The sequence below is a fragment of the Craterilacuibacter sp. genome, assembly GCF_051659485.1.
In the GTDB taxonomy this organism is placed as follows: Bacteria; Pseudomonadota; Gammaproteobacteria; order Burkholderiales; family Chromobacteriaceae; genus Craterilacuibacter.
In genome coordinates this window covers 1-22,469 of record NZ_JBOFOO010000161.1, presented here as the reverse complement: position 1 = coordinate 22,469, position 22,469 = coordinate 1, and the positions used below count along the sequence as shown (strand labels likewise).

Here is a 22,469-nt window from a genome sequence, read left to right as displayed (position 1 = left end):
TGCCGCTGGTGAAAGGCTTTTCGCAGCCGGTGACGGGTTGGTTGTTGCGCATGCGATTCCCTGCATCATGGCCGCCGCTTGGCGGTGGCCGACTATGGTTGTCGAGAGTATCCGATTACAGGATGTGGCGATCGAGACTGGAACCAGCTAGAAATGGTAGTTTCTATGCGATTGTACTGATGAATATTCAGTGTTTATATGATGTTAATCAATAATTGTGGAACTAGATCCGCAAGCCTTTGGCTCGGGTATGGTTTGCGAGGGTGGGCGCAGCTCATCAATCCGGCTTACGCCAAGCGCAGGCCGGATTGAAGCCGGAATTAAGCGCGCTCGACCGCTAGCGCCACACCCATGCCGCCGCCGATGCACAGCGTGGCCAGACCCTTCTTGGCATCGCTACGCTGCATTTCATGCAGCAGTGTCACCAGTACGCGGGCGCCGGAAGCGCCGATCGGGTGGCCCAGCGCGATGGCGCCGCCATTGACGTTGACCTTGGACAGATCCCAGCCCAGTTCGCGCGTAACGCCCAGCGCCTGCGCAGCGAAGGCTTCGTTGGCTTCGATCAGGTCCAGATCGTCGATTTCCCAGCCGGCCTTGGCCAGCGCCTTGCGGGTGGCGGATACCGGGCCCAGACCCATCACTTCGGGTGCGCAACCGGACAGCGCGTAGCCGCGCACGGTAGCCAGCGGGGTCAGGCCCAGTTCTTTGGCCTTGGCGGCCGACATCATCATCACGGCGGCGGCGCCGTCATTCAGGCCGGAGGCATTGGCGGCGGTTACGGTGCCGTCTTTCTTGAAGGCGGCGCGTGGCTTGGAAATGCTCTCCAGGGTAGAGCCGGCCTTGACGAATTCGTCACGGGCGAAGGCGACCGGCTCGCCTTTTTTCTGCGGAATCAAGACCGGCACGATTTCGGCATCGAACTTGCCGGCAGCCTGCGCCGCTTCGGCACGGTTTTGCGAGCTAAGTGCCAACTGGTCCTGTTCTTCGCGGCTGATGCTATAGCGTTCGGCGATATTCTCGGCGGTGATACCCATGTGGTAGTTGTTGTAGGCGTCGGTCAGGCCGTCAAACACCATGGTGTCGACCAGTTGGGCGTTGCCCATGCGAAAGCCGTCACGCGAGCCGGGCAGGATGTGCGGGCTCTGGCTCATGTTTTCCTGGCCGCCGGCAATCACGATCTCGGCGTCGCCGTTGGCGATGGCCTGAGCCGCCAGATGGGTAGCGCGCAGGCCGGAGCCGCACACCACATTGAGGGTGGTGGCCGGGGTGGTGACCGGCAGGCCGGCCTTGATCAGTGCCTGACGTGCCGGGTTCTGGCCGGCGCCAGCGGTGAGTACCTGGCCCAGAATCACTTCGGACACCTGTTCGGCGGCGACGCCGGTTTCGGCCAGCAGCGCCTTGATGACGATGGCGCCCAGTTCGGGGGCGGACACCTTGGCCAGCGAACCGGCGAAGTTGCCGATGGCGGTACGCTTTGCAGCAACGATCACGACTTCTTGCATAGTATTTCTCCGTTATTGTTTGTGGGTTGCGGTTTTATTGTGCCATGCAGCATGACTGTATGGCACTGCAAAAATTGGATTTCATCTTTGCGGTGCTGGACGGCAGCCGTCGGGCTAGGTGCCGTCCTGACATTTAGTGCAGTTTGACGGCTTCCATCGGCTTCATGCTCTTGGCCTTGATGTAGCTGCCGGGGGCATCTTCCAGTGCCGGATTGGCCTTGTTGCCCATGGTTTTGGGCGCATTGATGTCATCCCCGGACTTGGGCGCGAGCCAGCCATCCAGATCTTTCCACCAGCTGCCAGGCAGGCTTTGTGCCGAATCGAACCAGGCTTGTGCATCCTGTTCCAGATTGTCGCCCACCCAGTAGTTGCGCTTGTCCTTGGTGACCGGATTGATGGCGCCGGCGATATGGCCGGAGGCTCCCAGTACGAAGCGTTTTTCTGCGGCACCCTTGAGGTAGGGCAGGCCGGCGTAGGCCGACTTCCACGGCACGATATGGTCTTCGCGGGCGGCAAAGATGTAGATTGGAATGTCGATCTGGCCGACATCCACTTTTTCGCCGCACAGGGTGATGGCCCCGGTTTTGGTCAGCGCATTGTTCAGATAGAACTCGCGCAGGAAGAAGGTATGCATCGGTAACGGCAGGTCGACCGAGTCGTTGTTCCAGTGCAAGAGGTCAAACGGGGGCGGCGTTTTGCCCAGCATGTAGTTGTTGACTACGTAGTTCCAGATCAGGTCGTTGGCGCGCAAGGAGGCGAAGGTGCGGCCGATCTCGGCACCGCTGATGATGCCGCCTTGTGCCATCTTGGCTTCGCGCTTGGACACCAGTTTGTCGTCTATCAACACCTTGATCTCGCCCGGTTCGGCGTGGTCGATCAGGCTGGTCATGAAGATGGCGTTGTCGACCTTGTGGATGCCCTTGGCCTTCATCACGGCCAGCGCGGTGGTCAGCAACACGCCGCCGATGCAAAAGCCCAGCGCGTTGATGGTGTCCTGACTGCTGATGTCGCATACGGTATCGATGGCGGTGAATACGCCTTTTTCCAGATAGCTGTCCCAGGTGAAGTGCTTCATCTCGGTATTGGCCGAGCGCCACGACACCAGAAACACGCGATAACCCTGGGCCACGAAGTGGCGCACCATCGAATTGTCGGCCTGCAAGTCCATCAGGTAGTACTTGTTCACGCAAGGCGGCACGATCAACAGCGGCTTGGCATGGACCTTGGCCGTGGTGGGCGTGTACTGGATCAGCTCGATCAGATCGTTGCGGAACACTACCTTGCCCGGCGTGGTGGCCAGATTGACACCGATGTCGAACTTGCTTTCATCCGACATCGAGATATGGCCTTTTTCGATATCGGCCAGCATGTTCTTCATGCCCTCGACCAGACTCTCGCCCTTGGTTTCCAGTGCCTGCTTGATCACCTCGGGGTTGGTCAGCATGAAATTGGTCGGTGCCATCGCGTCGATATACTGGCGGGTGGCGAAAGCCAGCTTCTCTTTTTCGTTTTCCGGCATCTGCGACTTGTCGACCAGCTCGGTCATCCATTTCGAGGTCAGCAGATAGCTTTGCTTGATGAAGCCGTAAAACGGGTGCTCGTTCCATTCCGGCGACGAGAAGCGGCGGTCCGTGCTCTTGGCTTGTTCGCTAGCGGGGCTGGCTTGTCCCAGCAACTGCATCCACAAATTGAGTTGTTGCTGGTAGAGATTGGTCTGCATCTCGATAAACTGGTTGGCGCCCGCCATCATCTGCTGCCAGCTTTGTGTCAGCTGCGCCTGTTCCGTGCCGGGTGCCTGTTGGCTGGATACGGCATTGACGAATTGCTGCATCCATTTCTGGTTGGCTTCGGTCAGGCCATTGAAAAACTGGTCGAGCGCCGCCGGATTTTCTTGTGACAATGTGTTCTCCTTGTTGCTGTTTTTTATGGTGGGTTTGAACCCATAGCAACAGAGTAACAACTCGACATGACAAAGTCACAACGGTACGCGTAGTAAGGGTATTCCCGGGCTGGTGTGTTGGTTTTGTGCACTTGCACACGCTATTTTGACGGGGCAGGGCCCGTTTGCGGTGTCAGTCTTCGCGGCGGCAACGCCACAAGGGGGCGAGGTAGGCGGTACGTACGCCGGCGCAAGCGGCGTTGACACTGGCGCAAACGGCAAACTGCGGCAAACGGGTTTCGCGCAGCAAGGGGGCGGCGTAAGGTGCCTGATCTTCTTTACGCAAGGCGGCAACATAGGGCTCGTTGGCCTTGTCGCGGCGTGCGACTACCACGGCGATTTCACCGTTGACCAGGCGCACAAAGCTGCCCGGCGGGTAAATGCCCAGCTCTTTGACCAGCAAGGCGGCGTAGTGCGCATCGAGCAGGGTTTCCCGGTCGCGAAAGATCTGCGCCAGCGCCTGTTGTGACAACAGTGCCTGCCGGTAGCTGCGCGGCGTGAGCTTGGCTGCCGCCAGATCGGCCAGATGGATCAGGTGGGCCTGGGCCGGAATGTCGGGGCGCAACAGGCCCAGCGGGTAGCCGCTGCCATCCCATTGCTCGTGATGGCTTTGTACCAGCGCATGCCAGTGTTCGTCGCTGACGCCGGCGGCGCGCAAAATGGCCGAGCCCAGCACCGGATGGATGTCGATCTGTTGGCGCTGAGCAGGCAGTAGCGGTGTTTCCTGGGCATGCAGGGTATCCATCAGCGGGGCGATGGCAATATTCATGGTCAGCGCGGCACACAGCAGGGAGTGGCGTTCGCTCTTGCTCAGGTCTAAGCGCCGTGAAATCAGCGCCAGCAAGATAGCGACGTGTACGCTGTGGGTGGCGCTATAGCGTATCAACGGCGCCAACAGCAAGGCGGCGATCATCGCGTCGGGCATGAAGTCGGCCAGATCCGTCAGGTCATGGGCCAGCTTGCGAACCGCACCGCTAAAGTCCGGCACCTGCAGCGCCTGCTGCTGGAGTCCATCCAGACGCTGGGCCGCATGCAGCAGTTCTTCAAACGGGTTGATGTCGCGCGCCCTGGCGCGGGTTTGGGCCGGCGCTACGGGCAAGGTGGTGCCCGCGGCCGGCGTCGCCACATGCTGCAGCAGGCGGGCGCGCTGCTCGTCGGTCAGTACGTAATGGCCGCGCCCCAGCAGCAGCATGCCGTTTTGTGCATACATATTGAAAGGCAGGGCAGCGCCGACCTTGACCGCCGCTTCCAGAAGCTTGTTGCCGCTTGTCTGTTCCATTTTTAACGCCTTGTGTCCGCGAGGGAATGTCGATACGCCCGCCTTGTCAGTCCCGTCGTGGCCGTTTGATTCAGGCCGCCGGCAGTGCCTGCCAGTCTTTCATCAGGCGCTTGAGCGATACCGGGTACGGGGTCTTGAGCTCCTGGGCAAACAGGCCGACGCGCAGCTCCTCTATCTTCCAGCGAAATAGCAGCAGTTCTTCAGATGGTTCGCCCTTGTCGCTGTCTTCGGCCAGACGGGTTTGCCATAGCTGCAGCAGCTGGCGTACTTCGGCACCGCGCTGGCCGTCACGCTGCGGATTGCTGACCTGTTTTTCCATGCGCAGGCTCATTGCCTTCATATAGCGCTGCAACTGTGACAGCTGGCTCCATGGTGTCGCCAGCAAGAAGCCTTTGTAGACTAACGCATCGAGCTGGCCCTTGAGTTCATGCCCCAGCTTGTGTTTGGCCAGCCGCGCTGTCAACGCGAGATACTCGCCGGCGATCTGGTTGAGGTAGGACATCACCGCCTGAGTCACCGCCGGCAAGCGCGTACGCGCGCGCGCCTTTTGCTCGTTGAAGGCTTTTTCGGTGCGCGGTGTCTCGTCGTCACCGATAAAGGCGCGGTCGCAGATACAGGCCAGGGCATCGGCGAGCAGATCATCGGCGTTGGCGACACCGCGCAATTGCAGTGCGATCTGGGTAAAGCCGGACGGACCTTTGGACAGCTGCTTGATCTGTTCCTTGAGCTGCAACTGCAATAAGCGCACCACGCCCTTGCGATGGGCGCGGCTAGCGGCAAGCTCGGTATCATACAGGCGGATAGCGACCTTGCCTTCGGCCTCCAGCGTCAGCGCCGGATAGCCGGTGAGCTGCTGCTTGCCGCGCGCGAACTGGATGCGCTCGGGCAGTTCGCCAAAGTCCCAGCTGGTGACGTTATCGCGTTCAAACTCGGCGCTGGTGTCGCGAAAGGTCAGTTGTGCGGCCTGACCGAACTGTTTTTGCAGTGCAGCCAGATCACGCCCCATGCCGATTTCCTGCTTGCCATCGTCGATCACGCGGAAGTTGAACAGCAAATGGGCCGCGAGCGGGTGGGCGTCAAAATCGGTGGCTTCGACTTTAACCCCGCCGGTTTCGCGCAGAATAAAGCGCGCCAGTTGCGGAGTTATGGCCAGGTTTTCGTCCGGTGACGACGACAAAAAGCGGGTGACGAAGTCCGGCACCGGCACGCAGTTGCGCCGCACCTGCTTGGGCAGGTTCTTGATCAGCGCGGTCAGCTTGTCGCGCAACATGCCCGGAACCAGCCATTCGAATGGCGCGCTCTCCAGCCGGTTGAGGCTGGCCAGCGGCACGTCTACGGTGACGCCGTCCAGAATATGGTTGGGTTCGAAGCGGTAACGCAAGCGCATGCGGCCGTCTTCGTGCTCCAGATATTCGGGGAACTGGTTGACGGTCACGTGCTGGGCGGCGTGGCGCATCAGCTCTTCGCGTGTCAGATACAGAATCTTGGCGTTGACTGCTTCTGCCTGTTTGCGCCAGGCTTCAAAGCTGGCGGCATCAACCACCTCGGCCGGGATTTTTTCGGCGTAAAAATCGTATAGCGCGTCCTCGTCCACCAACACGTCCTGCCGCCTTGCCTTGTGTTCCAGCTGTTCCACATCGCGTATCAGCTGCTGGTTGCGCTGAAAGTAGGGCGCATTGCTGTGGTAATCCATCGCCACCAGCGCCCCCTTGATAAAGAGTTCGCGCGCTTCTTCCGCTGCGATGCGCCCATAGCTGACGGGGCGCTTGGCGATCAGCGTCAGGCCGTACAGGGTGACGCGTTCGCTGGCCACCACTTCGCCGCGCGCCTTGTCCCAGTGCGGCTCGAAGTAATGGTATTTCACCAGATGCGAGGCCAGTCCTTCTATCCATTCCGGCTCTATCTTGCCGACGCAGCGTGCGTACAGCCGGCTGGTCTCGACGATTTCAGCGGCGACCAGCCATTTGGGCTTGGTCTTTTTCAGGCCGGAGCCGGGGAAAACATGAAAGTTCACGCCACGGGTGCCGGTGTAGTCGTCGCCTTCCAGTGCCTTCTGGCCGATATTGCCGATCAGGCCGGTGAGTAGTGCCTTGTGCAGTTGTTCAAATGCCTGCGCTTCCTGCTGTTTTTTCTTCTTGTCCGAGAGTTGTGCATCGGGGACTTCGGCGTGGCGGTGCGCCGCATCGCGCGTGATCAGCTGCATATCGCTGGCGATTTCGGCCAACTGGGCATGCAGTTCGCGCCACTCGCGCATCCTGAGGTGGGACAGGAAGTGGGTGTGGCACAGGTCCAGCAGCTGGCGGTTGGATTTCTTGTGTTTGAGTGCGTCCTGGAAAAAGTCCCACAGATAGATAAAGGACAGGAAATCCGATTTGTCGTCGGCAAAGCGTGCCTGTGCGCGTTCGGCGGCTTCGCGCGCATCGAACGGCCGCTCGCGCGGGTCCTGTATCGATAGCGCGGCAGCGATAATCAGCACTTCGCGCACGCAGCCATAGTCGCGCCCGGCCAGGAGCATGCGGCCTATCTTGGGGTCGACCGGAATGCGTGCCAGTTCCTGGCCCACGGCAGTCAGCTCGCTCTTGTCGTCGACCGCACCCAGCTCCTGCAGGATCTGGTAGCCATCGGCGATCAGGCCTTTGGAGGGGGCTTCGAGGAAAGGGAAGGCGTCGACCTTGCCCAGACGCAAAGATGCCATCCGTAAAATCACGGCGGCCAGATTGGAGCGTACGATTTCCGGATCGGTAAATTCGGCTCGGGCATTGAAATCGTCTTCCGAATACAGGCGTACGCAGATACCGGCCTCGACCCGGCCGCAACGACCGGCACGCTGGCGGGCGGCGGCTTGCGAGATTTTTTCGACCAGCAATTGCTCGACCTTGGCGCGCGGACTATAGCGCTTGAGGCGCGCCAAACCTGTGTCTATCACATAGCGGATGCCGGGTACGGTGAGCGAGGTCTCGGCCACGTTGGTGGCCAATACCACGCGCCGCCCACCCGAGGGGCGGAATATTTTTTGCTGGTCTTCATTGGAGAGGCGCGCAAACAGCGGCAGGATTTCATAGCCGCGAATGCCGGCCTTCCTGAGTTTTTCGGCGGTGTCGCGGATTTCGCGCTCGCCCGGCAAAAACACCAGAATGTCGCCGGCGCTCTGGCGCGAAATTTCATCGACGGCGCTGGCGATGGCGTCTTCCATCTCCACTTCGCGCTCGTCCTCGTCGCGCTCCTTGAGCGGGCGGTAGCGCACTTCGACCGGATAAGTGCGTCCCGACACTTCGATCACCGGTGCGCCGTCAAAGTGGCGCGAGAAACGGTCGGCATCGATGGTGGCCGAGGTGACGATGACCTTGAGGTCGGGCCGGCGCGGCAGCATCTGCTTGAGATAGCCCAGCAGAAAGTCGATATTCAGGCTGCGCTCGTGAGCCTCGTCGATGATGATCGTGTCGTAGGCTTCGAGGTAGCGGTCGGTCTGGGTTTCCGCCAGCAGGATGCCGTCGGTCATCAGCTTGATGACGCTGCGCTCGGATAGCTTGTCGTTGAAGCGCACCTTGAAGCCGACATGCTCGCCCAGTTGCGAGCCCAGCTCGTCGGCAATACGGCTGGCCACCGAGCGCGCCGCCAGGCGCCGTGGCTGGGTATGACCGATCAGGCCGTGCACGCCTCGGCCCAGCTCGATGCAGATCTTGGGGAGCTGTGTGGTCTTGCCCGAGCCGGTTTCGCCGCACAGGATGATGACCTGATGTTTGGCGATCGCCTCGCGGATCTCGTCGCGCCTGAGGTTGACCGGCAGCGCGTCGTCAAAACGCGGGGTCGGCAGGTGTTCGCGCCGTGCGGTCACCTTGGCGTGCGAGCGCGCGATGGCGGACTCGGTGTCGGCTAGCAGCCGTGTCGCATCCTGCCCCTTTTTCAGGCGCTGCTCGGCGTCGGCAAGCTTGCGGCGCAAGCCGTGGCGGTCGCGGATCAGGCAGTCGGCAAGGGATTTTTTCAGTTCGGCAACAAGGGCTAAGGCAGACATGCGTGCTATCGGTGTGGATGGACTAAGGCGGCGATTATAGCAGCGCAGCCGCCATGGCCGGGGTGCCGCTTACAAACCATCGCAGCCGCCACAAAATAGCGTATCCATCAAGGCGCTTTCGCGCGAACAGATGATAGCCAGAAATTCGTCTGCACCGGCCATATGGCGAAAGCTGGTATAGCCTTGTTCGAGAAAGCGGTACAGGTCGGCCAGGCCCGCCAGTTGTGCCGGGCCTTTCATCATCCTGAGGCTAAGACCCAGCAGCGGCTTTTGGGTGAGGTGGTCCAGCGTAGTGCCGACTTCGCGCGTCAACGCTATCTGGCGCGCGCGTTCGCCAGGATTGTTGCCGGCGCGATAGGCTGCGGCATAGGCTTCCGGCGTTAGCGCGGTCAGCGCGCCGGCGGCATGCAGCCGTTCTGCCATGCCGTGGTCCAGTGCTTCGGACAGGGCATCCAGCTCCAGTGCCGCGGCCAGTACGCACAGGCCGCTGGCAGGCAAGACCTTGAGCAAGGTGGGCATGATGCGCTCGACTTCGGCATCGCGCTCGCCGCCATCCTTGTTGCCGTAAAGCTCGTCGAGGAAAAAACGGGCGGCCGGCGCATAGCGTTCGCTGGCTAAGAGGTCTGCATAACTGGCCGCCAGACGGCGGGCTTGCCATGTACGCACGCATTCGCGTGCCTGTGTCTTGTGCGCGTCTTCGTGCGCCGCATGACGCAGCGACTTTACCCGGCCAAGGTTTTCTTGCAGGCGCAGTGCCCAGTAGTGCTTGTCGTGGCTTTCGTGCTCTAGGGTGTGTTCGGTCATGATGATGCGTTGTTATCGTGATGGCAGATATTTTTACATGATGCAGACTCTTGGCAGAGGGTGCACTTCTTTACCGTTATGACTTGAGCGCATTATACTATCGTCATGAGTGATATTCTGGTTATCCGCCGCCACGACCTTGATGCGGCGCAAGCAAAACAGGCGGCCGAGGCAGTAGCACGGCAATTGCAGCAAGAACATGCGCTTGAGTATGCATGGGAAGGCGAGTTTGTATTGCGTTTCGAGCGCAGCGGTGTCAGCGGCAGTCTGTTGCTGGATGAAGGCAGCGTAACCGTGCGCGTGCGTCTGGGCTGGCTGCTGTCACCTTTCCGGCATTCGTTGCAGCAAGAGATACACCGCTATTTTGATCAACAGTTTTCCAAGCCCGAGTGAGCTACACCGGGCTTGTTTTTTGTAGGGGCTAAGCCCGCATGATGTCTCGACAGCACCCTATCTCACATGTAGACACCGCGTGGTTGCGCATGGATAGCCCCCGCAATCTGATGCAGATCGTGGGCGTGATGATCTTTGATGGCGCGCTGGATTTGCAGCGCTTACGCGACAGTATCAGCAAGCGCATGTTGCATTTCGACCGTTTCCGCCAGATCGCCACTCTGGATCAGGGGACGTATTACTGGCGGGATGATCCCGATTTTGATCTTGACCACCATCTTAAGCGCGCCATTCTGCCGGGGGACGGCGGCAAGGCGGCTTTGCAGGGTTTTGTCGCGGATCTGGCCTCGACCCCGCTTAATCCGCACCGTCCCTTGTGGGAGTGGCATCTGGTCGACACCTCCTTGGGGGGGCAGGCGCTGGTGGTGCGTATCCATCACGCGATTGCCGACGGCATTGCGCTGGTTGATGTCTTGCTGTCGATGATGGACGAGTCTGCCGCCAGTCATCATGCAGTGCCGGCGAAGACGGCACCACCGACCCTAGACGAAAAGCCTGCGCCGCCGCATTTTCTCGATATGGTGTGGGCCCCGGTGAGTTCGGTCATGCTGGGCTCGATGAAGGTCTCGACCAGCCTCTGGCACAAGTATCTGGATCTGGTCTCCAATCCGCGCAAAACCATGGGGTATCTGGAAGTCGGCTACGATGTGGCTACCGAACTGGCCAAGCTTGCGGTGATGGCCAACGATTCACCGACCCGGCTCAAGGGCAAACCGGCTTCGGTCAAGCGCATCGCCTGGTCCGAACCCTTGGCTTTGCCAGAAGTCAAGGCCGTGGGGCAGGTGCTGGGCTGCTCGGTGAACGATATGTTGCTGTCGGCTGCCGCCGGTGCCATCCATGAGTATCTGCTTGAAAAGGGCGATCCGGTCGAGGGGCTGGAAGTACGGGTGATGGTGCCTGTCAATCTCAGGGGCGAGAGCGACAGGGGGACGCTGGGCAACCGTTTCGGTCTGGTCGCACTGGAGTTGCCGGTGGGGATGGCCAATCCTCTGGCCCGCGTGCAAGTCGTGCGCGAGCGCATGGAGGCACTCAAGCACTCGTATCAGGCGGCGCTGACACTGGGTATTCTGGGTGTCGTCGGTATGGCGCCCAAACTGGTGCAACAGCAGGTTCTCGATTTGCTGGCCAACAAGGCCAGTGCGGTGATGACGAATGTCCCCGGCCCGCAAAAAACGCTGTATCTTGCCGGTGCCCGTCTGGATCAGCCTATGTTTTGGGTGCCGCAGTCGGGCGATATCGGGGTTGGCGTGTCCATCCTGTCTTACGATGGCAAGGTGCAGATAGGGCTGACCACCGACAAGGGGCTGGTGCCGGACCCCGAAGGGATTACCAGCCGCTTTAACGAGGAATTCAACAAGCTCTTGCTGTTGGTGTTGATGGAGTCGCCACAGCGTCTGGCCGACCCGGATGCGGTGGAAGCCGCCATCCGGGCCGGTTAGGGTTTAGTCTTCCAGTTCAGTGCGGGCGGCTTCGATATCGAGCCGCTCCATCGCATCGGCCGCTGTGCAGGCGGCCGCTTCTGCATATAGTTTTTCTGCGTCTTTCAAACGGCTCTTGCCATACAGCGTGACCAGCGCGTCGGCGTATTCGGTGCGTGCAATTGCCGAGCCCGGGTTGAGCGCCAGTGCCGTTTTGAATAGCCGTTCGGCTTCTTCCTTTTTAGCGCCATAGGTGATGCCGGCCACCAGGCCACCAACTTTGGCGACAATCTCGGTGTGCCAGGTGCCCAGCGCAATCATGGCATCGGCGTGCTTGGGTGACAGTGCCAGCGTGCGCTCCAGCGAAGCCTTGACCTTGCCGCCCAGCCCTTGCGCCAGTGCGCGGGCAATCGAGATGCCCTGACTGTAGCGCCCCAATGCATAGGCGTGGATATACCAGGCATTGGCATTGTCCGGCTCCTGCTCTTGCAGTGCTTCGCAGCGCGCCGCAATGGCCTGATACGCAGCCAGTCTGGCATCGGCATCGTCTTCCAGATAGGCGGTGTAAATCATGGCCGCCTTGTTGGCGGCGTTGATACCGGACGGGCCGGCCGGCAAGCCGGTTTCAAGGGCAAGGGCAAAGTCGCCGGCATGATAGGCGCGCCACGCATCCTGTGCCGGCTTGTGTTCCGGCCAAGGTTCTCCATCGCCCAAGTGCAGGCGTGGCCAGTTTTTTTTCAGGGCGGCTGCGCTATAGCGATAGGCGGCATCGGGGTAGGGGAAGGCAGTCCATTGGCTCATCATGCGTCTCCTTTATTGTCGGGCCAGATAATGGTGCGAAACGGTGTCCAGCAAAACGCGCGCCTCGCCCTGCAGATAGGGCGCCGCCAGTTGCATCACCTGATAGGCGCCGCGGCCGATATCCGGCTCGGCGCGTGGGCTACGGGCGTTTTCATAGGAAATCCAGAAGGTGCAAAGTAGCGCCATATTGACTGCGAGCGCCCTGATTTCGCCCTCCGAGGCTCGGAGTACGCCACTGGCCACCAAATTGCGGCACAAGGTGGCAGCGGCATCTTCTTTTTGGCGCAGGATGCGGGTGAAATGGGTTTCTACCAGCCGGTTGCACAGCAGCAAATTGTTGATGTCGTGGTAGAAAAAACGGTATTTGCAAATGGTCTCGAACAGCAAATGCAAAAACAGCCAGATGTCTTCCGGTTCGCGTGCGTGATCGTCGACGGCGCACAGTAGCTGGCCGATTTCCTGTTCGTAGCGGGTGAACAGTGCATTGACGATATCGGCCTTGCTATGAAAATGGTAATAAAGATTGCCTGGGCTGATCTCCATCTCGACAGCAATGGCCGCAGGCGTGACGCCAGGCTCCCCTAGTGTGTTGAATAACTGCAATGCCGTAGCGAGAATGCGCTCACGCGTCTGCCGGCTGGGTTTTTTCTCCATGGCGCAGCCTAGTTAGCCGTTGATACCATAAGCATACATCATGAGGCGCTACGGGCGTTCAGCATATTTTGTAGCGTATCCAAAGAGCGATCCAGTTTGAGCATGGTGGCCGCGAGGCCGGCTTGCTTAGGCTGCAGCAAACTGCGGCTACGGTCTTCGATCACGGCCATATTCAGATGCAAACCATGTTTTTCCAGAATGGGGCTTAGGGTTTTGCGCCGGCGATACAGGTCGGTGCGCGTGTGCTGGTAAGCGTGTTCGCACAGGCTGCGGCGGTCGCGGTAGCTGAATACATTGGCAAAGAAAATGGCTGCATTGTCACGGGCAGGCTCGAACAGAAGCACGTCGGCCGCGGGATACTCGTGTTTGTAGCGGCTCATGCCGGTATGCAGGCGCGAATGGATAATGGCACGAAAAGTTTGTGACAGTACCGCCGGCAGGCCGCGCGCGTAGAGCTGGTCGGTCTTGGCATGCCCGTCTTCCAGGGGCGCTTTGTAAGGCACCAGCGGATTGATGCAGAACACCAGATCGGCGCCGTGCTGCAGTGCGACCGAGGCATGCAGGGTCTTGATCAACGCACCGTCGACATAATAGCGATCCCTGATTTTTACCGGTGGAAACAGCCCCGGCAAGGCCGTGCTGGCCTGTACCGCCTTGGATACCGGAATGTCGTCCAGGCCGGGCGAGCCAAAGGCAACTGCTTGCCCGGAGTCAAGGTCGGTCGCGATAATGAATAGCTGTTGGGTCAGCGCCTTAAAATCGTTGCTGCGGCCTCCTTGTGAAAACAGCTCGGCCAGAAGGCGGTCTATATTCGCGCCATCGAATAGCCCGGCCGGAATGGCGTAGCTCAACGGTTGTAGCGACTCGGCGAGGCTGCAAGGCCCGGATGCGCGCAGATGATTTTGCAGCGCCAAGAGCATGAGCTTTGGCAGCATGTTCAGGCGGGCCAGATATTCGCCCAGTGCCGGGTGTAGCAGGGTGGAGGGGTCGAACATCACCGCAGCATCGTCATTGATCAGGATGCGGGCAAGCCGGTCGGGCGTAATATTGTTGGCGAGGATGGACGCGACCAGTGCGCCCGAGCTGACACCGACAAAAACACCGGCACGATGAAATTCGAAGCCGTCTATCGCTTCGGCCAGTGCCGCGCAGGCACCAATTTCATAAATAGCGCCCAGCGGTCCTCCACCGGCCAAGGCAACACCTATTTTGGACATTTGCATTCCCTTTGCTAGTAAAAAGCCCGACACAATGGCCGGGCTTCTCTTTGCAGCCGGGACTCAGTCCCGGGCATCTGCGGTATCTTTAGACGGTGGCCGCTTCAGTCTTGATTGCTGCTTCTTCAGTCTTGGCAGGTGCTTCGCTCGCACTGGCAACCACTTCCGCGACAGGCACCGGCTTTTTAGCGCGTGCCGCCGGTTTTTTAGCGACGGGTTTGGCAACTTCGGCTTCTTCGGTCGCAACTACAGCGACAGCAGGCTTGGCTATACGTGCAGTTTTGCTGGCTACCGCTTTGGCGGCTTGCGGCTTTTCTGCATTTTGCTGGGCTTCGGTCAGCTGGTGTACCACTTCGGTCAGCTCGGCGACGCGCTTGCTCAGTTTTTCTACATCCTTGCGAGTCGGCATCCCCATGCTTGAGACCGCACGGGCTACACGATCTTCAAACACTTGCTCCAGACGCCCCCAAGTGCCTACCGTCTTGTCGGCTACTTCGGCGATTTTTTCGTCGGCGGCCTGACGGGTCTTGGCCTGCAGGACTTCACCTTCTTTTACCAGTGCATCAAACACCTTGCCGCCTTCTTCCTGCGTCTTGGCGTAAGCGCCCAAGCCTGCCAACCAGATTTGCTGGGCGGATTCACGAATGGTATTTGCCAGCTGGTTGTCGGCAACCGAACTTGCCAGTGCTTTGAGTTTTTTGGCCATGATGATCTCTCCTGCCTACTTGTGGTTGTTGGGTATTACTGGTGTTCGATTGCAGTGTAGGGCGGAAAGTTAGAGGGATCAGCCTAATAAATTCACAAATAAATATTTGCATGACATAGCATGGACAAACAAAAAAATCTGTCTACGAGGAGTAAGCATGCAGTATTTCATTACAGGGGCCAGCGGCTTTATCGGTAAACGGCTGGTACGCAAGCTATTGCAGCGCGAGGGCAGTACGGTCTACTTCCTGATGCGGGAGAATAAACGGGACGAAGTGCCGGCTTTGCTCGCGTACTGGGGGGTGGATGACACGCGTGCCATTGCGCTTAGCGGTGATTTGACCCAGCCGCTGCTTGGCATCGCGCCGGAAGATGTTGCGCAACTGCAACACAAAATCACCCATTTTTTCCATCTGGCGGCCGTTTATGATCTGGCGGCCGATGCCGAAACCCAGCAAAGCAGCAATGTCGAAGGCAGCCGTCAGGCCGTGCGTTTTGCCGAGGCGATTTCTGCCGCACATTTTCACTTGTTTAGCTCGATTGCCGCTGCCGGCCTGTTCGAAGGCCTGTTCCGCGAAGACATGTTCGACGAAGCCGAACATCTCGACCATCCCTATTTCCGCACCAAGCATGATTCGGAGGCCATCGTCAGGCGCGAATGCAAGCTGCCATGGCGCATTTACCGGCCGGGCTTAGTGGTTGGCGATTCGCAAACCGGCGAAATGGATAAAATCGACGGGCCGTATTACTTCTTCAAACTGATCCAGAAGCTGCGCCACATGCTGCCGCCATGGATGCCGACCATAGGGGTGGAAGGCGGGCGCATCAATGTCGTGCCGGTCGATTTCGTTGTCGATGCAGTCGACCATATCGCACACAAGGAAGGCGAAGACGGCCAGTGCTTCCACCTGACCGACCCGACGCCCATGCGCGTGGGAGATTTGCTGAATACCTTTGCCCGTGCTGCCCATGCGCCGGAAATGGCGCTCAGGATCAATGCCGCGCTATTCGGTTTTATTCCGCGCCATCTGGTGAAAATGGTGATGGCCTTAACGCCGGTACGCCGGATCCGCGATGCGGTGATGCAGGACTTGGGCCTGCCGGACGATATCTTCCGTTTTATCAATTACCCGACCCGTTTCGACTGCCGCGAGACGACGCGCGTGCTCAAGGGCACCGGTATCGCTGTGCCGCCGCTGGATAGCTATGCCTGGCGTTTGTGGGATTACTGGGAACGCCATCTCGACCCTGCGCTGTTTGTCGACCGCAGTTTGCGCGGGCAGGTCGAGGGGCGGGTGGTGCTGGTGACCGGTGCCACGTCCGGCATCGGTAAGGCGACTGCGCTCAAGCTGCTGGAGGCCGGTGCCATCGTGGTCACCATCGCCCGCGATCTGCAAAAAATCGAAGAAACGGTGCGCGAATTTTCCGATGCCGGCTACACGCTGCATGTGTATCAGGGCGATATCGCCGACCTGCATCAGGCCGAGTTGCTGACCGCGAAAATTCTGGCCACACACGGTACGGTAGACATCCTGATCAACAATGCCGGCCGTTCCATCCGCCGTGCGATCGAGGACTCGTTCGACCGTTTTCACGATTTCGAACGCACCATGCAGCTCAACTACTTTGGCGCGCTGAAAGTGAGCATGGGGGTGTTGCCGGCGATGATCGAGCAAAAACGCGGCCATATCATCAATATCTCGTCTATCGGCGTGCTGACCAATGCGCCGCGTTTCGCCGCCTATGTGGCCTCCAAATCGGCGCTGGATGCCTGGGCGCGTACCGCGGCGTCCGAGTTTGCCGACAAGGGCGTCAATTTCACCTGTATCAATATGCCGTTAGTGAAAACACCGATGATCGCACCGACCAAACTCTACGATCAGGTGCCGACCTTAAGTCCGGAAGAGGCGGCCGAGATGATCTGCGACACCATTATCAATAAGCAGGTGCGCCTGGCGACCCGCCTAGGGATGCTGGGGCAGGTGCTGCATGCTGTCGCCCCGCGTGTGGCGCAGGTGATCATGAATACCAGCTTCCGTGCTTTTTCCAGTGGTTCGAAAGAAGAGGGCAAGCCGGGGCGGCCAAGCGGCAACCAGGCGGCACTATCCGAAATGATGCGCGGAATTTACTTTTAATCTGGCCGGCGGGCGCGATATGCGTTCGCCTGCTTGTACCATGCAAGAGGCTCGGTTTTTCCGGGTCTCTTGCATGGTATGCGGCTCATGCTGTTTCTATGTCTGTTTCCGCTAACGGGCGGGCTTGCCGGGCCAGTAGTTGCTCCAGCAGCAAATAGGTCTTGTGGCGGTAAAGCAGCGCCAGATGGCCGGTGCCTATGAGTGCGATGTCGCGCGCGCCGGCAAGTTGCTGATTGTCTTGCGGCGTCACGAAATTATCATGGCTGGTGCGCACCGAAATAAGGGGCACGTCGGGTCCATCTTCGCCCAGCGCCATCAGCCAGGCTGATTGCGGCTGCATTTGGCGTGCATTCTGACCCAGTCCCAAGTGTGCCAGTTGGCTACCCCTGTGCGGGGTGGCTAGCGTAATCAGCTGGGCGATGCGCCCCGTGCCATGGCGCTTAAGATAGGCGCGGCTAACCAGCCCCCCCATGCTGTGTGCGACCAGTTGCAACTGCCGGGCACCCGTCGCTTGGCAGACTTCGGCAATGCGGGTGGCTAGTTGGGCTTGCAGCGTGTCTATGCCGGCCAGCGGCGGCGTCAGGCTGATGGTGGCCACGACATGGCCGGCCGCTTCCAGTTCGGTTCTCAGTTTCCACCATACGCCGCGGCTACAGCCATAGCCGTGTACCAGCAGGATCACCTCGCGCGCCGGACGCAGCCGGTCGGGGCGCATCCACAGTCGCTCGAAGGGCAGCAGCAGGGTAAAGGTAAAGACATAGGCCAGATACTCCTCTGCCAGCATCTGGGCCCAGCGCAGCGGGCTCAGTCGGGGGGCGGGGGAGGCGTAGCAGCGTGAAAATCCCCAGATAAAGGCGATAATCAGCGCGCGCAGTAACAGCATGATCAGCAGCGCAAGCACGACCGCCTGTGGCCAGTCGCCACCGCTTAGCGGGCGGGCTAGCGTCAGGCTGATGGCCAGTTCGGCCAGCAGCAGCATCAATAAGGAAGACGGAATGTTCATGACTTGAGCATCCCGTCTTTTTGCCTTGCCGTCAACGGCTGGAGCCGGGTTTAGTCCTTGATGTCGGCCAGGGCAAAACCCTGGCTTTGCAGGGCTGCGCCTACGGTCGGGAAATAGTCGGCTTTGTAGTAGCCGGCCGTACCCTTGATATAGGAGGGCATATCGAACTGGCCTTGGGCATCCCACCACTGGCGCAGGGTGAGGTCGTAGTCGCAGATGCCGGCGATGACCTTGTCTTCATCGTAACGCTCATTCAGTGCAAACGACGCCAGCGGTACGCGCGGCTTGATGCGCGGCAGCTTGTCCGGGTCGGGCACGCCCAAGGTGGTGCCGACCAGCGGAAAGGTACGGGGAGGCAGGCCGAAGAGTTCGATCAGCGCCTGCGGATTATTGCGGATGCCGCCGATGGCGGTGGTGCCATACCCCAGCGAGCCTGCGGCCATCTGCAGTGCCTGCAGCATGATGCCGGCGTCGACGGCGCCTACGATCAGCCCTTCGGCGCTGTGGTCTATGAGCTGCGTCTCGCCAGCCATGGCGACTGCATGCGCGGTGCGGTTGAAGTCGATCACGATGGTAATGAAAACTTCGGCATTAGCCACTTGCGGCTGACCGCCGGCGATGGCCGCGATCTTGCGTATGGTGTCCTTGTCGCGGGTCACGATCAGCGAGATCTGTTCGCCATTGACCGACGTCGGTGCCTGCTGGGCAGCGCTCAGAATAATCTGCAGATCCTTGTCGCTGACCGGCGCGCCGGAAAAACTGCGGATGGAGCGGCGCTCCAGCATCTGGCGAATGACGGCATTGGGCATGGTTTGTCCTTATCGTTGTTATGGTGGTGTTACAAAACCGTGCTCAGGGTAGAAAAATCCAGCCCTAGGGCGCTGCTGGTCGGGTACTCGGGGAAGCTCACGCTATAGCCCCATGTATCGGTGGCGAGTGTTGCCATCGCCCCCAGCGGAAAGGTGGCCTTGTTGCGGATATGGCCGAACGGGAAGCCGGTAAACACCGGCACGCCGGTAACCTTGCGCACATGCTGGGCCACGGTTTCCAGCGTATAGCCGGGGTCATAGTGGTCGCGGGTGTTTTCCAGCGAAAAGTCGCCCAGTACGATGGCACGCTGGCGCTTGAGTACACCGGCCAGGTGCAGTTGCTGCAGCATGCGCTCGATGCGGTAGGGCTGTTCGCCCACATCCTCTAGAAACAGGATGCCGCCATCGATTTCGGGGAAGTAGGGCGTCGCCAGCAGGTGTGCCAGTACCGTCAGATTGCCGCCCCAGAACAAGCCTTCGGCCTTGAGGTGATGGGCGGGGGCCTGGCTCACCCGAATACTCAGTGGCTGTTGGGTGCTGGCGCGCACAAAGGCATTCATGGTGTCTATGCTCGGCACCGGCGCGCCAAAGTCGCTGTACAGCATGGGGCCGGCGAAGCTGGAAACGCCGCCTTGCGTCAGCAGTGCCAGCTGGATGGCAGTGAAGTCGCTGTAGCCCATCACCAGCGTGCCGGCTTCCTTGAATAGCGGACACAGCCGCTTCCAGTCGATATAGGGCAAGATGCGCATCGCCCCATAACCGCCGCGGGCGGACAGGATGATCTTGGGGGGCGCAGCGTTGCTGATACCGTTGAAATCGGCAATACGTTCGGCGTCGGTACCGGCAAAACGCTGGTATTGCCGGCTCAGGCAGCCGATATTATCCAGCCGGTAACCGGCCTGACTCAGACGCTGCACGCCATGTTCGGCACGTAGTGCTTGCGGTAGCAAGCCCGAAGGGGCGACCACGCGCAGCAGCGGCGTGATGGCCGGCATGATGAATGGCGCTGGTGTTGGCGCGGGTATTGCGGGTGTAATCGGCTTCACAGCGGTTCTGCATCCAGATAAAAGCCCCATGCCGCCGAAAACGGCCAGTGCTTGCAGCAGGGTGCGGCGGGACGGATCGGGCGAAATAGGCATGATGATCGTTTTGTTTCTTGCAGACGGGATGATAACAGTCTAGATGCTCTCTGCCTTAATGCCTTTATTCCGTAATGCACTAAACAAACTTAAAAACATGGCATAACGATATATCCAGTCGGTTTTGCAGCCTGCAGCGGGCTTGAGTAGATTGTCTTCATGGCAGGGTAATGAGACCCGCAACCGGCAACAAGGCAGAACACGATGAAGATTCCCAGCGCACGCTTGACCCATCTGCGGCAACTCGAAGCCGAGTCCATCCACATCATCCGCGAGGTGGCAGCCGAATTCGACCATCCGGTCATGCTGTATTCGATAGGCAAGGATTCAGCCGTAATGCTGCATCTGGCACTCAAGGCCTTTCATCCGGGCAAGTTGCCGTTTCCGCTGTTGCATGTCGACACCACGTGGAAGTTTGGCGAGATGGTGAAGTTTCGCGATCAGGTCGCCAAAAAATTCGACCTGGACCTGATCGTGCATATCAATGAGGACGGCGTGCGCAATAACGTCAACCCGTTCACCGTCGGTTCGGCACGGCACACCGATGTAATGAAGACCGAGGGCCTGAAGCAGGCGCTGAACAAGTATGGTTTTGATGCCGCCTTCGGCGGGGCGCGCCGTGACGAGGAGAAGTCGCGCGCCAAAGAGCGGGTGTATTCCTTTCGCGACAGCAAGCATCGCTGGGATCCGAAAAACCAGCGCCCCGAACTGTGGAATATCTACAACAGCCGGGTGAACAAGGGTGAAAGCATACGCGTATTTCCGCTGTCGAACTGGACCGAGCTGGATATCTGGCAATACATCTGGCTGGAAAAAATCGACATCGTTCCGCTGTATTTTGCCGCCGAGCGCGAGGTGGTCGAACGTGACGGTACGCTGATCATGATAGACGACGCGCGCATCCTGGCTTATCTGTCGGACGAGGAGAAGGCGCGCATCCACAAGAAAAAAGTGCGCTTTCGTACCCTGGGCTGCTATCCGCTCACCGGCGCGGTCGAATCCGAGGCCGATAGCCTGACCGATGTCATTCAGGAGATGCTGCTGACGCGCACTTCCGAGCGCCAGGGCCGTGTTATCGACCACGACCAGAGCGCGTCGATGGAAAAGAAAAAGATCGAAGGCTATTTCTGAAATCAGGGGGAGGGTGAGCAAGGAAGGGGACGTGGGTGCCGTGATGCTGCCGGATGCCTGCCCAACCCACCTTTCATGCGTCCCCATTCCCTTAAAGGAGCACACCATGAGCCACCAGTCCGAGCTGATAGACAGCGATATCCACGCCTACCTCGCCGCGCATGAAAACAAGGACATGCTGCGTTTCATTACCTGCGGCAATGTCGACGACGGCAAAAGCACGCTGATCGGGCGCTTGCTGCACGACTCCAAGCTGATCTTCGAAGACCAGCTGGCCGCCATCGCGCGCGACTCGAAAAAATTCAATACCACCGACGATGATATCGATCTGGCGCTGCTGGTGGATGGTCTGGCCGCCGAGCGCGAGCAGGGCATTACCATCGATGTTGCCTACCGTTATTTCAGTACCGACAAGCGCAAGTTCATCATCGCCGACTGTCCGGGCCACGAGCAGTACACGCGCAATATGGCCACCGGTGCCTCCACCTGCAATCTGGCCATCATCCTGATCGATGCGCGCTACGGGGTGCAGACCCAGACCCGGCGCCACAGCTTTATCGTCAGCCTGCTGGGTATCAAGCATGTGATTGTTGCCGTCAATAAAATGGATCTGCTGGATTTCGACGAAGCGGTATTCAAGCGTATCCGCGACGACTATCTGGACTTTGCCGAAAACCTCGCCATCCCCGATATCCGCTTCGTGCCGATTTCGGCGCTGAGGGGGGATAATGTGGTGCAGGCCAGCAGCCGTACGCCGTGGTATGCGGGCGCCACCCTGATGGGCTTGCTGGAGAGCGTCGAGGTGGCGCACGACACCGGCCTTGCCGATCTGCGTTTGCCGGTGCAGTACGTCAATCGCCCCAATCTGGATTTTCGCGGTTTCTGCGGCACGATCGCGGCCGGTAGTGTTGCGCCAGGCGATGTGGTACGGGTGCTGCCGTCGGGCAAAACCAGCCGCGTCAAGGCCATTGTCACTTTCGAGGGTGAACCGGCTTTAGCGCAGGCAGGCGAAGCGATTACGCTGACACTGGAGGACGAGGTCGATGTGTCGCGCGGCGATATGATCGTGCATGCCGACGCGGCAGTACCGGCAGTCGCAAGCGAGCTGGAAGCAAATCTGGTGTGGATGGACGAGGCGCCCTTGCAGCCGGGGCAGGAGTATCTGTTCAAGTTTGCCGGCAAGACGGTGAGCGGGCGCGTCAGCCGTATTTTGCAGCGTCAGGATGTCAATACGCTGGCGATGGTGGCGGCCGATACGCTGGCGCTGAACGAGATTGCCCGTGTCGAGCTGAGCCTGAATGCGCCGGTGGTGGTGGATGCCTATAGCGATTGCCGTGCTACCGGCAGCTTTATCCTGATCGACCGGTTAAGTAATGCTACGGCCGGTGGCGGCATGGTGGTGCAGGCACTGCAAGCAGCGCCGGCACCGATACAAGGCATGGACGAGTTGGCACACTACCGTGCTTTT

Annotated in this window: 18 protein-coding genes; 6 read left to right on the top strand and 12 right to left on the bottom strand. The window is 59.6% G+C overall.

What is annotated here, in order from left to right:
- A partial coding sequence (locus ACRC1E_RS05580) for a hypothetical protein (RefSeq protein ID WP_438514122.1) occupies nt 1-215 on the top strand: 215 nt, incomplete at its 5' end.
- Between the two features lie 105 nt (nt 216-320).
- Here ACRC1E_RS05580 and ACRC1E_RS05575 read toward each other — a convergent pair.
- The 5 genes from ACRC1E_RS05575 to ACRC1E_RS05555 form a co-directional block, all read right to left on the bottom strand.
- Entirely contained in the window at nt 321-1,502 is a 1,182-nt protein-coding gene (locus ACRC1E_RS05575) for an acetyl-CoA C-acetyltransferase (RefSeq protein WP_438514121.1), read from the bottom strand.
- A gap of 133 nt (nt 1,503-1,635) precedes the next feature.
- Nucleotides 1,636-3,402 carry a PHA/PHB synthase family protein gene (locus ACRC1E_RS05570; protein ID WP_438514120.1) on the bottom strand — a complete coding sequence of 589 codons (1,767 nt, stop codon included), beginning with the start codon at nt 3,400-3,402 and terminating at the stop codon, nt 1,636-1,638.
- 172 nt (nt 3,403-3,574) lie between these two features.
- Complete coding sequence (locus ACRC1E_RS05565; protein ID WP_438514119.1) at nt 3,575-4,720, bottom strand: HD-GYP domain-containing protein; 1,146 nt, start codon at nt 4,718-4,720, stop codon at nt 3,575-3,577.
- 70 nt (nt 4,721-4,790) lie between these two features.
- On the bottom strand, nt 4,791-8,732 hold the full coding sequence (hrpA, locus tag ACRC1E_RS05560; protein ID WP_438514118.1) for an ATP-dependent RNA helicase HrpA: 3,942 nt from the start codon (nt 8,730-8,732) through the stop codon (nt 4,791-4,793).
- A gap of 69 nt (nt 8,733-8,801) precedes the next feature.
- On the bottom strand, nt 8,802-9,536 hold the full coding sequence (locus ACRC1E_RS05555) for an FFLEELY motif protein (RefSeq protein WP_438514117.1): 735 nt from the start codon (nt 9,534-9,536) through the stop codon (nt 8,802-8,804).
- Nucleotides 9,537-9,641: 105 nt separating this feature from the next.
- On the opposite strand from ACRC1E_RS05555, the gene ACRC1E_RS05550 reads away from it, so the two are divergent.
- Together ACRC1E_RS05550 and ACRC1E_RS05545 are read left to right on the top strand one after the other, a co-directional pair.
- A complete protein-coding gene (locus ACRC1E_RS05550; RefSeq protein ID WP_438514116.1) occupies nt 9,642-9,929 on the top strand; it encodes a polyhydroxyalkanoic acid system family protein in 288 nt (95 codons plus the stop codon).
- 38 nt (nt 9,930-9,967) lie between these two features.
- Entirely contained in the window at nt 9,968-11,428 is a 1,461-nt protein-coding gene (locus ACRC1E_RS05545) for a wax ester/triacylglycerol synthase family O-acyltransferase (protein WP_438514115.1), read from the top strand.
- Between the two features lie 3 nt (nt 11,429-11,431).
- Here the strand turns inward: ACRC1E_RS05545 and ACRC1E_RS05540 are convergent, their stop codons facing one another.
- From ACRC1E_RS05540 to ACRC1E_RS05525, 4 genes are all read right to left on the bottom strand, one after another.
- Entirely contained in the window at nt 11,432-12,208 is a 777-nt protein-coding gene (locus ACRC1E_RS05540) for a hypothetical protein (protein ID WP_438514114.1), read from the bottom strand.
- Nucleotides 12,209-12,220: 12 nt separating this feature from the next.
- On the bottom strand, nt 12,221-12,862 hold the full coding sequence (locus ACRC1E_RS05535; RefSeq protein WP_438514113.1) for a TetR/AcrR family transcriptional regulator: 642 nt from the start codon (nt 12,860-12,862) through the stop codon (nt 12,221-12,223).
- 38 nt (nt 12,863-12,900) lie between these two features.
- Nucleotides 12,901-14,079 carry a patatin-like phospholipase family protein gene (locus ACRC1E_RS05530; protein ID WP_438514112.1) on the bottom strand — a complete coding sequence of 393 codons (1,179 nt, stop codon included), beginning with the start codon at nt 14,077-14,079 and terminating at the stop codon, nt 12,901-12,903.
- Nucleotides 14,080-14,167: 88 nt separating this feature from the next.
- On the bottom strand, nt 14,168-14,785 hold the full coding sequence (locus tag ACRC1E_RS05525) for a phasin family protein (RefSeq protein ID WP_438514111.1): 618 nt from the start codon (nt 14,783-14,785) through the stop codon (nt 14,168-14,170).
- A gap of 157 nt (nt 14,786-14,942) precedes the next feature.
- On the opposite strand from ACRC1E_RS05525, the gene ACRC1E_RS05520 reads away from it, so the two are divergent.
- Nucleotides 14,943-16,919 (top strand): SDR family oxidoreductase, encoded by a 1,977-nt coding sequence (locus tag ACRC1E_RS05520; protein WP_438514110.1) that lies wholly within the window; start codon nt 14,943-14,945, stop codon nt 16,917-16,919.
- 85 nt (nt 16,920-17,004) lie between these two features.
- Here ACRC1E_RS05520 and ACRC1E_RS05515 read toward each other — a convergent pair whose 3' ends face one another.
- Genes ACRC1E_RS05515 through ACRC1E_RS05505 form a run of 3 tightly spaced genes read right to left on the bottom strand, consistent with a single transcriptional unit; the run spans nt 17,005 to nt 19,870 of the window.
- A complete protein-coding gene (locus tag ACRC1E_RS05515; protein ID WP_438514109.1) occupies nt 17,005-17,922 on the bottom strand; it encodes an esterase/lipase family protein in 918 nt (305 codons plus the stop codon).
- Between the two features lie 50 nt (nt 17,923-17,972).
- Entirely contained in the window at nt 17,973-18,731 is a 759-nt protein-coding gene (locus tag ACRC1E_RS05510) for a nitroreductase family protein (RefSeq protein WP_438514108.1), read from the bottom strand.
- A 29-nt stretch (nt 18,732-18,760) separates the two neighbouring features.
- Nucleotides 18,761-19,870: an LD-carboxypeptidase gene (locus tag ACRC1E_RS05505; RefSeq protein ID WP_438514107.1), complete on the bottom strand. Its 1,110-nt coding sequence runs from the start codon at nt 19,868-19,870 to the stop codon at nt 18,761-18,763.
- 204 nt (nt 19,871-20,074) lie between these two features.
- On the opposite strand from ACRC1E_RS05505, the gene cysD reads away from it, so the two are divergent.
- Together cysD and cysN are read left to right on the top strand one after the other, a co-directional pair.
- On the top strand, nt 20,075-21,001 hold the full coding sequence (gene cysD / locus ACRC1E_RS05500; protein WP_438514106.1) for a sulfate adenylyltransferase subunit CysD: 927 nt from the start codon (nt 20,075-20,077) through the stop codon (nt 20,999-21,001).
- Nucleotides 21,002-21,107: 106 nt separating this feature from the next.
- The coding region (cysN, locus tag ACRC1E_RS05495) for a sulfate adenylyltransferase subunit CysN (protein ID WP_438514105.1) at nt 21,108-22,469 on the top strand (1,362 nt) is incomplete at its 3' end.

Coding starts and splice junctions, on each gene's coding strand:
- ACRC1E_RS05510 (WP_438514108.1), bottom strand. CDS start 18,731: ATGCCCAATGCCGTCATTCGCCAGATGCTGGAGCGCCGCTCCATCCGC.
- ACRC1E_RS05520 (WP_438514110.1), top strand. CDS start 14,943: ATGCAGTATTTCATTACAGGGGCCAGCGGCTTTATCGGTAAACGGCTG.
- ACRC1E_RS05505 (WP_438514107.1), bottom strand. CDS start 19,870: ATGCCTATTTCGCCCGATCCGTCCCGCCGCACCCTGCTGCAAGCACTG.
- ACRC1E_RS05545 (WP_438514115.1), top strand. CDS start 9,968: ATGATGTCTCGACAGCACCCTATCTCACATGTAGACACCGCGTGGTTG.
- ACRC1E_RS05530 (WP_438514112.1), bottom strand. CDS start 14,079: ATGTCCAAAATAGGTGTTGCCTTGGCCGGTGGAGGACCGCTGGGCGCT.
- ACRC1E_RS05575 (WP_438514121.1), bottom strand. CDS start 1,502: ATGCAAGAAGTCGTGATCGTTGCTGCAAAGCGTACCGCCATCGGCAAC.
- ACRC1E_RS05550 (WP_438514116.1), top strand. CDS start 9,642: ATGAGTGATATTCTGGTTATCCGCCGCCACGACCTTGATGCGGCGCAA.
- ACRC1E_RS05525 (WP_438514111.1), bottom strand. CDS start 14,785: ATGGCCAAAAAACTCAAAGCACTGGCAAGTTCGGTTGCCGACAACCAG.
- cysD (WP_438514106.1), top strand. CDS start 20,075: ATGAAGATTCCCAGCGCACGCTTGACCCATCTGCGGCAACTCGAAGCC.
- ACRC1E_RS05535 (WP_438514113.1), bottom strand. CDS start 12,862: ATGGAGAAAAAACCCAGCCGGCAGACGCGTGAGCGCATTCTCGCTACG.
- ACRC1E_RS05515 (WP_438514109.1), bottom strand. CDS start 17,922: ATGAACATTCCGTCTTCCTTATTGATGCTGCTGCTGGCCGAACTGGCC.
- hrpA (WP_438514118.1), bottom strand. CDS start 8,732: ATGTCTGCCTTAGCCCTTGTTGCCGAACTGAAAAAATCCCTTGCCGAC.
- ACRC1E_RS05555 (WP_438514117.1), bottom strand. CDS start 9,536: ATGACCGAACACACCCTAGAGCACGAAAGCCACGACAAGCACTACTGG.
- ACRC1E_RS05540 (WP_438514114.1), bottom strand. CDS start 12,208: ATGAGCCAATGGACTGCCTTCCCCTACCCCGATGCCGCCTATCGCTAT.
- ACRC1E_RS05565 (WP_438514119.1), bottom strand. CDS start 4,720: ATGGAACAGACAAGCGGCAACAAGCTTCTGGAAGCGGCGGTCAAGGTC.